This is a genomic window from Nocardia sp. NPDC058666 (genome assembly GCF_042714895.1).
Classification (GTDB): domain Bacteria; phylum Actinomycetota; class Actinomycetes; order Mycobacteriales; family Mycobacteriaceae; genus Nocardia.
Genome location: NZ_JBHXRY010000007.1, coordinates 176,749 through 191,868, shown reverse-complemented (window position 1 = coordinate 191,868; position 15,120 = coordinate 176,749). Strand labels below are relative to the sequence as shown.

The following is a 15,120-nucleotide window of genomic DNA, read 5'->3' as shown; positions in this document are numbered from 1 at the left end:
AATCGTTCGGGCCGCACTCGGCGGTATCGGACCCACAACCCACCAACCCCACACACGCCGAAACAGCCGCGCCGAAGCGCAGCGCACTCCCCCGCATCACTCCGTCCAGGAAACGCGCGTGGACTGCGTCTGCACCAACGTGGCCGCACTGCGCGCGTCACGGTAGGTCTGTTGTCCGCCGATCTCGATGGACCCCGAAACAGGCAGCGGCATACCGAGATCGATGGTGATCGAGCCGACGCCTTCCATGACGTACCCGTCGATGTCGAGGTCGCCCGCGTCGTTGGGCAGCTCCCACACCGTGTCGGTGGGCGTCTGGTTCACCTGGATGTCGATGGTGAGCCGGTCGCCTTCGCGGCTGGTGAGCGTGGCGGTGGTGATCTGGTCGAGGGTGACTCCGCCGGTGATCTTCTGATGCACCGTCCACACCGCACCGACCCCGATGGGCTCGTCCGGGAACGCGATCGACTGGTACACCGCCTGGTAGAAGGCTTGTTCCAGGGCCGCGCGTGCGGTGTTCGGGGTGTCGGGCGAAGGGGCGATGCGCAGTTCGGTGATCGCGCCGAGGTCGCTCATGCCGAGCCCGGCCTGGGAGCCGCCCGCGGAGGTGAACGCCTTGTTGAGCACGGGGTCGGGGGTGGTGACCGCGCCGACGGTGAGGTCGACGCCGTCGGCGCCCGCGCGCGCGATCATCGGGATGGTCAGCGCGGCGGGTGAGAAGTCGCGTGCGGGTTGATCGTTGACCTGCTGCTGGATGCGATAGTCGGTGCGCAGCGTCACCTCCTGCGTGGTGCCCGCGGCATAGCGGGGACGCAGCAGATCGCGCGGTTCGTCGCCGGGCGAGACCACGGTGGTCAGCGCGGCGGAGATCGGCACGGTGACTTCCTTGCCGATACCCAACGGCTCGGTGCCGTCCATTTCCGTGGGCGAGGACGAGCGGTCGGCGCACCCGGCACCGAAGGTCGCGAACCCCAACACCAGGGCCACCAGTAACACGCCGGGGCGCGCGATACGGGGTAAGCGAGATCTAGACAACACCGTCACAGCCATCAGCGTACGACCGCTTCCTGAGTAACAGCTGGGACTGCCCGGCACCGCGGCGCAAGCCCGATCGACACTAGGGAATGATGGACGGGTGAGTGAAGACCGGCCAACCGACAAAGCCGCCGTCCCCGAGACCGGCGACGGCGCGGCAGCACCGACGGCCGCTGCCGTGCCCGACGTCGCCGAGACGACGAAACCCGCTGGTCGCCGCCGGTTGACGACGCTGCTGGCGATCGCCGCCGTGCTGTTCGCCCTTGACCTGTTGACCAAATGCCTCGCGGTGGCGTTCATCAGCCCGGGCGAATCCGTGCCGATCATCGGCGATTTCGCGCGCTTCACCCTGGTCCGCAATCCGGGCGCGGCGTTCTCGATGGCCACCGGCATGACCTGGCTGCTGACCCTGATCGCCGCCGCGGTGGTGATCGGCGTGATCCGGATCGGGCGCACCCTGCGTTCGCTGTGGTGGGCCATCGGTCTGGGCATGGTGCTGGGTGGCGCGCTGGGCAACCTGGTCGACCGGCTGTTCCGCTACCCCGGCCCGCTGCAGGGCCACGTGGTCGACTTCGTCGCCGTGGGCTGGTGGCCGGTGTTCAACGTCGCCGATTCGGCCATCGTGTGCGGGGCGATCCTGCTGGTGGCGCTCACCGTGTTCGGTTTCGAACCGGACGGCACCCGCAGCGGTCGCAAACACACAGAGGAGACCGTATGAGAGAAACCAGAACAATGCCTGTGCCCGACGGACTCGACGGGATGCGGGTGGACGCGGGGCTCGCCCGGCTGCTCGGCCTGTCGCGGACCGCGGTGGTGGCGCTGACCGAGGACGGTTCCGTGCAGATCGACGGGGTCGCCGCGGGCAAGTCCGACCGGCTGACCGCGGGCGCCTGGCTGGAAGTGATCTTCCCCGAACCCAAGCGCGAACTCACCGTCGAAGCCACCCCGGTCGACGGGATGAACATCCTGTACGCCGACGACGACATCGTCGCGGTGGACAAGCCGATCGGCGTGGCCGCGCACTCCGGTGTGGGCTGGACCGGACCGACCGTGGTCGGCGGGCTGGCGGCCATGGGCTACCGCATCTCCACCTCGGGCGCGCACGAACGGCAGGGCATCGTGCACCGCCTGGACGTGGGCACCTCCGGCGTGATGGTGGTGGCACAATCCGAACACGCTTACACGATGCTCAAGCGCGCCTTCAAGGAACGCACGGTCGACAAGCAATACCATGCACTCGTGCAGGGACACCCGGATCCGAGCAGCGGCACCATCGACGCGCCGATCGGGCGTGCGCGGGGCAACGCCTGGAAGTTCGCGGTGACCGGCGACGGTCGCCCCAGCGTGACCCACTACGACACCATCGAAGCGTTCCAGGCCGCCAGCCTGCTGGACGTGCACCTGGAAACCGGGCGCACCCACCAGATCCGCGTGCACTTCTCCGCGGTGCGCCACCCCTGCGCGGGCGACCTCACCTACGGCGCCGACCCGACCCTGGCCAAGCGCCTCGGCCTGGAACGGCAGTGGTTGCACGCGCGTCAGCTGGGGTTCCACCACCCCGCCGACGGTCGCTGGCTCGAGATCACCAGCGAGTACCCCGACGATCTGGCGGGCGCCTTGGACGTATTACGTAATGCCTGACGACCCGCGGTCGTCACAACCGGCGCCGGACACGGCGTCGGACGACCGCGGGGAATTGCCCGCTGTGGGAGCGGGTGCGATGGGCGACGATCTTGCCGGTGCGCCACCACACGACGACCGTGAAAGTTCACCCGCCGCGCAGGTACCGGACAGCTCGCCCACCACGCAGACATCGGACGACGGCCGTGGGGGTTCTCCCTCGGAGCCTCTGGGGAACATGCCCGTCGATGCCGAATCGGTTGCCGGGCAACGGGATTCGAGCGGTCGAGGATTCTCGCTGCGCAATACGGTGATCTACGGGCTCACGGCGGTCGGTGCGGCGATCCTGCTGGTGATCGCGTTCCGGGAACCCGCACCCGTGTCGGCGGTGGCGACCGATCGACTCGGGCCCGCGCCCGGCGAGCAGGTGCAGCAATACCTGAACGACGCGCGAACGTCCCTCGACGGCGGCGACGCGGATCCGCACTGGGCGCTGGTGTCGTTCACCGATTACCTGACGCCCCAACAGATCCCGGCCGCGGCCGCGGGGTTGCGCGTGTCCGGAGTGATTCAGCACGTGCCGATCGATCGAGTGCAGACGCCGGTGATCACCGTGGCCACCCCGGCCGGTGACGAGCCTGCGGTGAAGTCCGCCGACGCCGCCGCGGGTTTGGTTGGGGCACAACAGTTCCGTGATCAGCGCAGTTCGGACATCGCCCGTGTCACCGAGAGTCGCCTGCGCGCGGGGTGCGCGTGTACGGCGGGCATCGTGGTGCGCGGAACGCTGCCCCAATTACGTGAGCTGGCAACACAACCCGGTGTCAGCGCGGTGCAGGCACTGCCGGCCGACGCCATCGCGGGGCGGTTCGCGGTGAGTCCGCTGCTGCCGGGCAGCAGCGATACCGTCACGCCGAACCCCGACGACGGGCCGGTTCCGACCGAATAGCGTTCTACGCGAGGAGCTTCCGCGCGGACAACCGTCCACGTGGAAGGGGTCCGCGCGAACAACTTCCGGAGCAGGATCGATCGACGCGGTCCGCACCGTCCGACTGGTCGCGCAGTTCGCTACGTCCGTTCGGCGTCGCGTCGAGAATCGGCCAGGCTCCACAGCGTGCGTGCCCGGTCCACGTCCCCGGCCCGGTCGTAGGCGTCTGCCATCAGCTCCAGCGCCCCGGCGTCGAGTCGATCGATCTGCGCGATGAGGTCGGCGAACAGATCGTCGAGTTCGTCGGGGGTCACCGGGCTATCCCGTGACGGTGCCACAGCGGCAGCAATACCTCCATAACCGGCAAAGGTACTCCAACCCTGAATGTCGCACCGGCACAAGGGTTCTCGAATTGATTACGGTCGGGTCAGCGACTTCTCACGCCGCGGGGGCACCCGCCTTGCCCGAGCGCCGAGCCTGCACCCACCACGCCAGTTCCACCAGCGCGACGCCGATCGCGCCGATCACCACCGCGGCCAGGGTCAGTCGCGGGTTGGACGGGTCGAGTTTGAAGAACTCGCGGGTGAACGGGATGGTGAACAGCGCGATGTAGGCCAGCACCGAGACCGCGATCAGCACCACCTTCCACCACACATATGGCCGCGCTACCAGCACCAACACCCACATCGCGATCATGATCAGCGTGATCAGCGCGGTGGTGCCCGCCTGGACTTTCTGCGTTTCCGAGGCTTCGGGTCCGGCGTAGGCGATCAGGTAGGACACGAAGGTCGCGATGCCGATCACCACGCCCGAGGGCACCGCCAGGCGCATCACCCGGCCGACGAAGCCGGTGCGGGCGCGTTCGTTGTTGGGCGCCAGCGACAGCACGAACGCGGGGATGCCGATGGTGAACCAGGCCGCGATGGTGACGTGGCGGGGCAGGAACGGGTAGCCGATGGGGTCGTAGCCGAAGATCTGCGAACCCACGCCCGCGATGCCGACCAGGAACGCCAGCAGCACCGAGTACACGGTCTTGGTGAGGAACAGATTCGACACGCGTTCGATGTTGCCGATCACCCGGCGGCCCTCCCCCACCACGTACGGCAGGGTCGCGAACTTGTTGTCCAGCAACACGATCTGCGCCACCGCGCGGGTGGCCGGGCTGCCCGCGCCCATCGCGACACCGATGTCGGCGTCTTTGAGGGCGAGCACGTCGTTGACGCCGTCACCGGTCATGGCGACGGTGTGTCCGCGCGACTGCAGGGCGCCGACCATGGCGCGCTTCTGGTCGGGACGGACACGACCGAAGGTGGTTTCGTGATCGAGGACGTCGGCCAGGGCGGCCTGGTCGTCGGGCAGGGTGCGGGCGTCGACGGCGTGGTCGCCGCCGGGCAGGTCGAGCGAGGAGGCGACCGCGCCGACCGAGACCGCGTTGTCGCCGGAGATCACCTTGATCGAAACCTGCTGGCTGGCAAAGTATTCGAGGGTTTCCTTGGCGTCGGGGCGCACCTTCTGTTCGAGCACGACCAGTGCGGCGGGCTCGACGATGCCGGGCGCGTCGGCGGCGTCGACGGGTCGGTCGCTGCGGGCCAGCAGCAGCACGCGCAGACCCGAGGACCCGAGTTGTTCGGCGTGGGCGGCGTCGGCGGAGGTGGGATCGAGGAGTACGTCGGCGGCGCCGAGCAGCCAATCACCGTGGGCGCCATAGGAAATGCCGCTCCACTTCTTCGCCGAGGAGAACGGGGCGATGCCGGTCTGCGCCCAACCGGGCGAGTCGGGCAGGGCTTCGGCGATGGCCTGGACGCTGGCGTTCGGGCGCGGGTCGTCGCTCGCGAGCGCGGCCAGGACCGCCTTCACCTGTGCTTCGTCGAACGCGCCGAGGGGTTCGACCTGCGCCAGGCGCATGCCGTTCTCGGTGAGCGTGCCGGTCTTGTCCGCGCACACCACGTCGACCCGGGCCAGGCCCTCGATCGCGGGCAGTTCCTGCACCAGGCACTGCCGTTTGCCCAGGCGCACCACGCCCACCGCGAACGCGATCGAGGTCATCAGCACCAGGCCCTCGGGGACCATCGGCACCAGCGCGGCGACCATGCCGGTCACCGCCGGTCGCCACGATTCGCCGCTGGACACCAGCTGGTTGTAGATGCTGAGCAGGCCGGCCGGGATGAGCAGGTAGGTGATGAACTTCAGGATCTTGTCGATGCCCGACCGCAGTTCGGAGTGCACCAGCGTGAACTTGCTGGCCTCCTCGGCCAGTTTCGCGGCGTAGGCGTCCTTGCCGACCTTGGTCGCGCGGTAGGCGCCCGAACCCGACACCACGAAGCTGCCCGACATCACCGGCGCGCCGACGCCCTTGTCGATCGGGTCGGCCTCGCCGGTGAGCAGCGACTCGTCGATCTCGAGCGCGGCGGCCTCCTCGACCTCGCCGTCGACCACGATCTGGTCGCCGGGGCCCAACTCGATCAGATCGTCCAGGACCACCTCGCCGGGCGCGACCTGCTTCGCCACGCCGTCGCGGCGCACCGTGGGCTTGGCCTGGCTCACGATCGCCAGCTCGTCCAGGGTCCGCTTGGCGCGCACCTCCTGGATGATGCCGATCGCGCTGTTGGCCACGATGAGCAGCCCGAACATGCCGTCGATGATCGAACCGGTGGACAACACCAGCACGAACAACACACCGAGGATGGCATTGATGCGGGTGAACACGTTCGCGCGCACGATCTCGCCGACCGAACGACTCGCCCTGGCAGGCACGTCATTGGTGCGCCCGTCGCGGCGGCGTTCATCGACCTGTGCGGCGGACAGGCCCGCGGCCGCGGGCTCCTGCACGGAAATGGACATGCTCGTCAGGCTAGTCGAGTCGTAACATGGGATGAATGCAGCACAGACCCTCCCCGCCCGGTGTCGTCTTCGGGGCAGGGGCCTACCTCCTCTGGGGTCTGTTTCCCGCGTTCTTCGGCCTGCTCGCGTTCGCCTCGGCCGCCGAGGTGGTCGCGCAGCGGATCATCTGGACGCTGGTGGTGGTGCTGATCGCGCTGGCGCTGACCGGACGACTGCGGCAGTTGCGCGGCATCGACGCGCGGACCTGGCGGTTGGCGGCGGCGGCTTCGGCGGCGATCTCGATCAACTGGGGCACCTACGTGTACGGGGTGATCACCGGGCACGTGGTGGAGTGCGCGCTGGGGTACTTCATCAACCCGCTGGTCACCGTCGCGTCCGGGGTGGTGCTGTTTCGCGAACGGCTGCGCCGGGCGCAATGGGTGGCGTTGGGGCTGGGGGCGCTGGCGGTGGTGGTGTTGACCGTGGACTACGGCAGACCGCCGGTGATCGCGTTGATCCTGGCGTGTTCGTTCGCCACCTACGGGCTGGTGAAGAAGGTGATCAAGCTCGACGCGCTGCGCGGGATCGCCGCCGAGGGGATCGTCGCGGTGCCGTTCGCGCTGGCGTTGCTGATCGTGTTCATGGCCACCGGCCGCAGCGAAATGACTTCCAGCCCCGCCCATTTCGGGCTGATGCTGGCCACCGGGCCGGTCACGCTGATTCCGCTGTTGCTGTTCGCGGTCGCCGCGCAACGGGTGCCGCTGTCGACGATGGGGATCCTGCAGTACCTCACGCCCGCCCTACAGATGGCATGGGGCGTGGCAGTGATGCACGAACCCATGCCCGCCTCGCGGTGGGCCGGGTTCGCGCTGATCTGGGCGGGGCTGGCGGTGTTCACCACCGACGCCCTGCTGCGCGCGCGCCGCAACCGGCAGTCTTCGGTGGTCGAGTCGGCGAATGTCGGCGCGCATCAGCTCGATTAGGTGTCGCAACAGCGCGAATCGGGGGTAGATCACAAGCCGACCGGTAGGCTCGATAACTGGACAATCGGATAGTGGGCACCCGAGAGGGGTGGGTTTTCGTGCATGATGCGGGGTACTCGGATCGGGTGGCCGGGGTGTTGGTCGGCACTGCGGCCGGTGATGCGTTGGGGGCGGGGTACGAGTTCACTCATCCGGCGCCCGATGCGGTGATCGACATGATCGGTGGCGGGGTGTTCGACTGGGCGCCGGGTGAATGGACCGACGACACGTCGATGGCGTTGGCGGTGGCGGTGTCCGCCGCGAACGGGCCCGGGATCGACCTCGACGCGGTGGCGGCCGGGTTCGTGTCCTGGTTCGACTCCAAGCCGCCCGACATCGGCAATCAGACGCGAACTGTGTTGTCCGCCAGGTCATCTACCGCGCAGGACATGCAGGCCGTGGCGATGTCGTTGACGGGGCGCACCGGGGGCAACGGGTCGCTGATGCGGACCGCGCCGGTCGCGCTGGCCTACCTCGACGATGCCGCGGAATGCGTTGCGGCGGCGGGGCGAGTCGGACTGCTCACGCACCACGACGAGCACGCCGTGGAAGCGTGCAAGATGTGGTCCTACGCGATCCGGCACGCCGTGCTGAACGCCGACTTCGACGGTGTTCGCGAATATGTCAGCGGATCGACGCAATCCGCGTACTGGACCGAACGCCTCGACGAAGCCGAGAACGGCACACCCGCCGACTTCCCGAACAACGGCTGGGTGGTGCACGCCCTGCAGACCGCGTGGTGGGCGATCACCACCACCGACCAATCCACACCCGAACACCTCCCGCTCGCCCTCGAGGCATGTGTGCGAGCAGGCAACGACACCGACACCACCGCCGCGATCGCGGGCGGCCTACTCGGCGCCCGCTGGGGAGCCTCCGCGGTCCCCGCCCACTGGCGCGCCATCCTCCACGGCTACCCCGGCCTCACCGGCGCCGACCTCCCCGACCTGGCCCTCCGCATCGCCACCAACTCCCGCTGACCCACCTGGACACACGATCACCATGCTCTCAGCGAGGCGAAATGGGGCAGATCCCACGCTGAGAGCGTGATGATCACCCGTCCAGTAGTGGGGCGTGGGGCTCGGCGCGTGTCGCCGGCAGGAGGCGCGCGCCCACCTCGGCGCGCCAATCTGGACGGGCGATCACCACGCTGTGGTGGCGGGCGACACGCCGGGGGTACTTGCACCAGAGCGTGGTGATCGACTGTCCAGCTGTGCTGGCGTTGGGGGCCCGCTAGATGGGGGTTACCAGGCGGTGATGGTGGGGCCGGGGGTCCAGGTGCCCCAGCGGGTTTGGGGGGTGATGGTGGGGTTGGCGGGGGTGGCGGTGGTGTCCAGGGGGAGGTATTGCTCGAGGGTGCCCCAGTCTCGGTCCCAGTCGTTGTTCAGGTAGGTGGGCAGGGTGCGGGCGGTGAACAGGAGTTGGGTCCAGCCCAGGGGGCCGCCGCCGTCGTGGCCTTGCCAGAGGTTGGTGATGGTGGCGCCGTTGCGGTCGGGGAGGATGCGGTACTCGGGCAGGGTGGCGATGCCGTTGTAGGTGGGCATCTGGTTCTGGCACGGGAAGTGCAGGCCCACAGCCCAATCCAGCAGGACCGGGGACTCGCGGCCGACCAGGGCGCCCAGGGTGGTGGTCTGTGGCATGCGGGGCGGGGTGACGGCGAGCCACTGGTCGGGGCCGAGGTCCCGGTCGGCGGCGACCAGGCGGACGACGTTCGCGTCGGCGGGGAGCTGGTCGAGCGGGACGCGCAAGTTGCGCCACACCGGGGCGGGGCCGATATCGATCGGGGCGATCTGGCCGGTGACAGCGACGTCGGGAACTGCGGGGGTGCCAGCAGGTGCGGCGCCGTCAGCAGGACCGGAGTCACCACCGGGGCCAGCGCCGTCAGCAGGCGCGGAGCCGCCACCTGGGCCAGCGCCGTCAGCAGGACCAGAGTCGCCACCGGGGGCAACGCCGTCAGCAGGCGCGGAGTCGCCACCGGGGGCAGTGCCGGCAGCAGGGGTGGGGGGTGTGGGGGCGGTGCCGTATTCGACGGTTAGTTCTTGGCCGGGGTGGACGATGCCGTCGGAGTCGGTGGTGCGGATTCGGCCTGCTACCGAGAGGGCGAGTAGGGGGCCGCGGGGGCCTTCGGGGAGGCGGAACCAGCCGGTGGTGAGGGTGGCGGGTTCTTGGGGGCCGGGGCGGTAGCTGCCGAGGACGGGAGTGGTGGCGGGGTCGAGGCCGAAGGGTAGCTGTAGGGAGCCCTGGCGGGATTCCGAACCGGCTGAGGTGGAGGCGTCGCGGAGTTTGTCGGGGTCGTCGGAGACCGAATTCGCTTGGCCGGTGGTCGATTCCACTTCGTCGGAGGTCAGGACCGGGGCGACGCCGTCGGCTCGGAAGCCGGTGGAGTCGGTGCCGTTCATGGCGGTGGTCATGTCGCCGGACAGGGGGGCGAGCATGGAGGCGTTCGGGTCGGTTTCGACCAGGACCTCGTCGGCCATGCCGCAGCCGCCTGCGAAGGCGGCGGACAGGTTGGAGCCGGCCAGCGAGTACGCGGGGTACTGGGAGATGTTGGCTTTGGCGAAGGTAGCCAATTCGAACAGCACCATCAGCGCGGCCGCACCGGCGAGGACCGGCAACCCGGCTACCCGCCCGACCCGGGCCGACGTCTTCCGGCTCGGGTTCGGGTGGATGTGGAACCATGCGGCAACAGCGAGCGCGACGGCGGTCAGACCGACGAACACCGTCGAGACGCCGTAGCCCGCGACGGTCGGCGGCTTGTCCCACCAGGGGACGCCCCACGCGGAGACGTACCAGTAGCCGTTGGCGCCGACCCAGGTCATGGCCATCGCAAAGAACACACCGGCGGCGAACAGCGCGCGATTTCGCATCGGCCGCAGGACTTCCGAGCTCACCGCGACGGCGGTTACCGCGGCGACGCACGTGGCCAGGCCCGCGAAGACACCGAACTGATGGGTCCACTTGGTGGGCGAGAACATCATCAGCACCATCGCGGCAAAGGTTATGCCGAGCATGCGCCGGGTCGGGCCGACCGCGGTGCCCGGGATGTGGCCGCCGCGGCGCAGCATGATGGCGGCACAGACCATGAGTCCGATCAGCATGGCGAACACGCCGAAGCGCCGGGTCAGCCAGCCGTCAGCGTTGAGCTGCAGCAGGTATTGGTAGCGCAGGAATTCGAAGAACCACGATTCCTTCGGACCGATCACAGCGTGCACGGCGAACATCTCCCGCACGCCGGCGAAGGTCCGATCGGCGAACACCACCGTCATCACGACGGCACCGGCGGCCAGAATCGGGAGCAGCTGAGCGAGGTAGCCCACCGATTTCGCGCGCTTCACGATCACTGCGGTGATGATCCGCGCACCCGCGACCAGCGCGCCGAGGCAGATCAGCCCCGACGGAGCGCCGGTCAGCGTGAACGCGGCCACGATCACCGCGAACGCGAACGGCAGCAGTCGACGAGTCGCGATCGCCCGCTCGACACACACCCACGTGACCAGAACACCCAGCGCGACAACGAATTCCGCGCGCAGACCGTTGTTGTACGGCAGCCAGAAGGCGAGGAACACAAAGGCCGCGGTCCAGGTCGCGACACGTTCGCGGCGCACCGCCACACCGAGGCGCGGCAGCACCTCACGGCTGATCAACCACCATGTCAGCACGCCCGCACCCAGAGCAGGCAGGCGGACCAGCGGGCTGACCGCGGAGATGTGCGTGAGCCAGCCGATGATGTCGACGTACGGCGTGTAGAACGGCCCCTCGTCGACGCTGAACCAGCGGTAGTAGTTGGACATATTGCCCGAACTCTGTGCGCCCCTTGCCATTCCGAGGATGTAGCCGTCGTCGGAGGTGTTGGCGCCGATGAAGTGCCACACCAGCAGCACCGAGAACACCAGCCAGTCCACCGGGCGCAACCGCCACCAGCGTTGCGGCAGGAAGCGGCGGGCGGTGCGGCCGTCCAGCGCGTCGAGGCGGTGCAGGGCGAACAGTGAGACCGCGGTGGCCAGCAGGCACAGCACGATCGCGGCGAGTTTGAGCCACGTCGGGGACGAGGTGTAGCGGGCGTCGACGTCCACGCGCACCGACAGGTCCGCGGGGGCGGCGCCGGTCAGTTCGCTGAACACGCCGACGACTTGGGGTCGCAGGTCGGCGGCCAGCACCGCGCCCGACGAGGTGAGACCGGTGGTGGTGACCGTGGCTTCGGCCGGGGTGATCGCGATGGCCAGCGCGCAGGAGCGGTCGCGCACGTCGGCCAGCGGCGCGGTCCACACCAGGGTCGAGCGGGCCACCACGTCCACGCGGCCGGGGCGCTCGGCGGTGTCGGCGACCACCTTGACCACGAACCCGTACTTCTCCATGTCCGCGGACTGACGCGGCACGGTCGACACCGCGACACCGCCGGTCGCGGCCAGCGAACTCAAGGCCGAACACGGCACCGTCGCGGACAACGCGGCGGGCGCGTAGGCGATCAGCGGCGATTCGACCGCGGCCGGGGAGCCCTGCTGGGGCCAGGACACGGTCGCGGCGTCCACGCGGACCGGCAGGAACGGGATCGCCGCGGCGCTGAGAATGCCGATCAGCGCGGCCACGATCGCGACCGTGCGCACCCACCGGGCGCTATCACCGCGCGCCGATTCCGAAACATCCCTGGGCGGATGCCCCTGCCGCACGATCGTCTCAACCACGGGGCCCGATACTAGTCGCGCGACCATCAGCAGGCGAAACACCGCCTCGACCGGCGCGAAAAAGCCCCGCCCGGAAGTTTTCCGGACGGGGCTCGCTCACGAACTCGGATCAGGGGCAGGCGACCGAAGTCTGGCCCAGCTGGGTCATCATGTTGCAGGCCCACGACTTCTGGACCTTCCACTTGCCCTCGTCTGCCACGAAGGGCACATCCACGGGGTTGGTCTGGCCGTTGAGGGTGAAGTTGGCCTTCGCGGTGACACTCTCGCCGAAGGAGGTCACCTCGGTGACCTGCACCTGGACATTGTTCTCCGCGGCGGCCTGGGCCAGGCGGTTGGGCAGCTCGGGGTCGGCCTCACCGCCCTGCACGAAGTCCAGCTTCTGATCGTTGGGAACCGCCGGGTCCAGTGCGGTGTTGAGCTGCTCGTTGAGCTGCTCGACGGTGGGCACCGGAGGCAGATCCACGGTGGCAGTGGCACTGGTGGTGGATTTGGCGGCGGGCTTGTCACCCTTGTCGTCGCTGCACGCGCTCAGGCCGAGGGCGGCGACCACGGCCAGTCCGGCGATCGCTACACGTCCGGTCGTACGAAGCTTCAACTGCTCGTCCTTTGCGTTCGAGGTGTGAGTCGTTCCATCGCGGTTGCCGAGGCTACTCCTCATCCCAGACTTGCCAGGGGATCGGCCCGTGTCAGACCCGTGTCGTGCGCGGGAAAGGTACGTGCCGGGCCTGGCCCGGTGGAGCTGGTCTCGAAGCGCACGGTCACCCGACCGTAGCCCGCGCCCTGCACCCAGCCGTGCCCGAATTCCGGGTGGCTCACGTCCATGCCCGGAAACCACAGTCCCGCAGGCAGTTCCGGTTGCTTTTCCACCGGCGGCGCGGTGTCGGCGACGGTGCCGAAATCCTCGGGCACGGCCTGATCGAGTTCGGGGAACAGCGATTCCTGACGCACCAGCGACAGCCCGCCGTAGCCGACGCCGACCAGCCGGATGGCGCCCAGTTCGGCCGGGTCGATCGCGGAGCGTTGCGCGGCCGCGGCCAGGGTGGTCAGGTCGGCGGTGGCGTACGGCAGGGTGAACGACCTGGTCACGATGCCCATATCGGACTTCTTGAGTTTGAGGACCACGGTGCGGGCGGCGCGGCCGTCGCGTTCGAGTCGGCGGTGTGCCGAGGCGGCCATGGCGGTGATGGCGGCGCGGAGGTCGGGCAGGGTGACGATGTCGCGTTCGTAGGTGTTCTCGGCGCTGATCTGTTTGGCCTCGGCGCGTTCGGTGACCGGGCGGTCGTCGATGCCGCGGGCCAGCCGATGTAAAGCCGCTCCGGCGCTGCCGCCCAGCGTGGTGGCGGCTTCGGATTCCGGCAGTGCGGCGAAGGCGCCGACGGTTTCGATGCCGAGGCTGCGCAGTCTGCCTTCGGCCACGGGCCCGATCCCCCACAGTTTGCGCACCGGCAGCGAGGCGAGCAGCTCGCCTTGCTCGGTGGGCGAAATGACCCGCATCCCATCGGGTTTGGCCAGTCCGGAACCGATCTTGGCCAGCTGCTTACCGGTGGCCGCACCGATCGAGGCGGTCAGGCCGGTCCGCGCGGTGATCAGCGCGCGCAGCATCGCGCAGTACCGCTCGACCTCGGCCACACTGGCCCCCGCCAGCTCGGCCGGTTCGGCGAAGGCCTCGTCGAACGACAGCGTTTCCAGCACCGGCACACAGCTGCGCAACGCGTCGAACACCTGCCCGCTCAGCACCGAGTACACCGCGCCACGCGGCGGCACGACCACCGCCGACACCCCGATCAGCCGCCGCGCCTGATGCATCGGCATGGCCGAACGCGCGCCGTAGACCCGCGCCTCGTAACTGCACCCCGCCACGACACCGCGTTGCGTGGCCCCACCGACCAGGACCGGGCGCCCGCGCAGGGTGGGTCTGGTCAGTTGTTCGGCCGAGGCGAAGAAGGCGTCCATATCGATGTGCAGCACCCAGCGACGGGCGGTAACCGTCGCATCGGGCCTGGCCGGGGCACCGGCGGCAGGAGTGTGGGTGCTCACGACCGCAATCTACGCCCGACCACCGACAAGTCCCGCTGACCCGGTTGTCGGGCCGTGGCACACCGCACACACCGCGGAATATGTGATGATCGGGGGATGAAGATCCGCAAGGCTGTCATTCCGGCGGCGGGCATCGGCTCCCGGCTGCTCCCGCTGACCAAAGCGACGCCGAAGGAGATGCTGCCGGTCGGCGACAAACCGGTCATCGAGCACACGGTGCGGGAACTGGTGGCCTCCGGGATCACCGATATCACCATCGTGGTCAGCAGCGGTAAGTCGCTGATCCAGGATCACTTCCGGCCCAACCCGGCGCTGGTCGCGCAGTTGCGCGCCGACGGCAAGGCCGCCTACGCCGACGCGGTCGAGGAGGTCGGCGAGCTCTCGCGCGCCGGTCACATCACCTATCTCGACCAGCACGGCCCGTACGGCAACGGCACCCCGGTGCTCAACGCCGCCCGGCATCTGGGCGACGAGCCGATGCTGGTGCTGTGGCCCGACGACGTGTTCGTCGCGGAGGTGCCGCGCGCGCAGCAGCTGATCACCGCCTACGAGTCCACCGGCTGCCCGGTGCTGGCGCTGCTGCCGATGTCGCCGGGTGAGTCGCAGCGGTACGGCGTGCCCGTGGTGCGCGAGGACCTGGACGACGGCCTGCTGCGCATCTCCGGGCTGATGGAGAAGCCCAAGCCCGAGGACGCGCCGTCGGCGTACGCGGCGATCGGTGGGTACGTGGTGACGCCGGGCATCATCGACGAGCTGCGCACGCAGACCGAGAACTGGTACACGCACAAGACCGGCGAGGTGTACCTCACCGACGCGATCAACAACTACGCCGCCGAGCACGCGGTGTACGGCCAGGTCATCCAGGGTCGCTGGTACGACACCGGCAACCCGGCCGACTACCTGGTGGCCCAGTTCGCCTCGGCGCTGGCACATCCCGAATACGGCCCGCTGTTGCGCGCGTTGGTCGACTGAGGGTCAG

The 15,120-nt window shown here is 69.1% G+C and carries 12 protein-coding genes; 6 read left to right on the top strand and 6 right to left on the bottom strand.

All coding sequences use genetic code 11. The features are described 5' to 3' along the window. Positions 1–96: 96 nt before the first annotated feature. Positions 97–1,050 carry a hypothetical protein gene (locus ACFWVD_RS18535; RefSeq protein ID WP_379244276.1) on the bottom strand — a complete coding sequence of 318 codons (954 nt, stop codon included), beginning with the start codon at positions 1,048–1,050 and terminating at the stop codon, positions 97–99. Between the two features lie 85 nt (positions 1,051–1,135). Here ACFWVD_RS18535 and lspA point away from each other — a divergent pair, with 85 nt between their 5' ends. The 3 genes from lspA (at position 1,136) to ACFWVD_RS18520 (ending at position 3,601) form a co-directional block, all read left to right on the top strand. Beyond that, positions 1,136–1,753 (top strand): signal peptidase II, encoded by a 618-nt coding sequence (gene lspA, locus ACFWVD_RS18530; RefSeq protein WP_379244274.1) that lies wholly within the window; start codon positions 1,136–1,138, stop codon positions 1,751–1,753. Next, positions 1,750–2,676, top strand: coding sequence for an RluA family pseudouridine synthase (locus ACFWVD_RS18525; protein WP_266299589.1), 927 nt, complete (start codon positions 1,750–1,752; stop codon positions 2,674–2,676). The genes lspA and ACFWVD_RS18525 overlap by 4 nt, the downstream gene beginning before the upstream one ends. Before the next feature lie 217 nt (positions 2,677–2,893). Beyond that, positions 2,894–3,601 (top strand): hypothetical protein, encoded by a 708-nt coding sequence (locus ACFWVD_RS18520; protein WP_379244272.1) that lies wholly within the window; start codon positions 2,894–2,896, stop codon positions 3,599–3,601. 119 nt (positions 3,602–3,720) lie between these two features. Here ACFWVD_RS18520 and ACFWVD_RS18515 read toward each other — a convergent pair whose 3' ends face one another. Both ACFWVD_RS18515 and ACFWVD_RS18510 read right to left on the bottom strand, forming a co-directional pair. Beyond that, positions 3,721–3,894, bottom strand: coding sequence for a hypothetical protein (locus ACFWVD_RS18515; RefSeq protein ID WP_379244270.1), 174 nt, complete (start codon positions 3,892–3,894; stop codon positions 3,721–3,723). 124 nt (positions 3,895–4,018) lie between these two features. Further along, positions 4,019–6,421 carry a cation-translocating P-type ATPase gene (locus ACFWVD_RS18510; RefSeq protein ID WP_379244268.1) on the bottom strand — a complete coding sequence of 801 codons (2,403 nt, stop codon included), beginning with the start codon at positions 6,419–6,421 and terminating at the stop codon, positions 4,019–4,021. Positions 6,422–6,456: 35 nt separating this feature from the next. Between ACFWVD_RS18510 and rarD the strand changes: the two genes are divergently transcribed. Further along, positions 6,457–7,383: an EamA family transporter RarD gene (gene rarD, locus ACFWVD_RS18505; RefSeq protein ID WP_379244266.1), complete on the top strand. Its 927-nt coding sequence runs from the start codon at positions 6,457–6,459 to the stop codon at positions 7,381–7,383. Between the two features lie 71 nt (positions 7,384–7,454). After that, on the top strand, positions 7,455–8,402 hold the full coding sequence (locus ACFWVD_RS18500; RefSeq protein WP_379244264.1) for an ADP-ribosylglycohydrolase family protein: 948 nt from the start codon (positions 7,455–7,457) through the stop codon (positions 8,400–8,402). A gap of 264 nt (positions 8,403–8,666) precedes the next feature. On the opposite strand, the gene ACFWVD_RS18495 is transcribed toward ACFWVD_RS18500, so the two are convergent. The 3 genes from ACFWVD_RS18495 to ACFWVD_RS18485 form a co-directional block, all read right to left on the bottom strand. Next, entirely contained in the window at positions 8,667–12,104 is a 3,438-nt protein-coding gene (locus ACFWVD_RS18495; protein WP_379244262.1) for an arabinosyltransferase domain-containing protein, read from the bottom strand. Between the two features lie 109 nt (positions 12,105–12,213). Continuing rightward, entirely contained in the window at positions 12,214–12,699 is a 486-nt protein-coding gene (locus tag ACFWVD_RS18490) for a hypothetical protein (protein WP_379244260.1), read from the bottom strand. A gap of 59 nt (positions 12,700–12,758) precedes the next feature. Continuing rightward, positions 12,759–14,057, bottom strand: a complete 1,299-nt coding sequence (locus ACFWVD_RS18485; RefSeq protein WP_379244342.1) for a DNA polymerase IV — start codon at positions 14,055–14,057, stop codon at positions 12,759–12,761. Between the two features lie 180 nt (positions 14,058–14,237). Between ACFWVD_RS18485 and ACFWVD_RS18480 the strand changes: the two genes are divergently transcribed. Beyond that, positions 14,238–15,113, top strand: coding sequence for a UTP--glucose-1-phosphate uridylyltransferase (locus ACFWVD_RS18480; protein WP_379244258.1), 876 nt, complete (start codon positions 14,238–14,240; stop codon positions 15,111–15,113). Positions 15,114–15,120 lie beyond the last annotated feature (7 nt).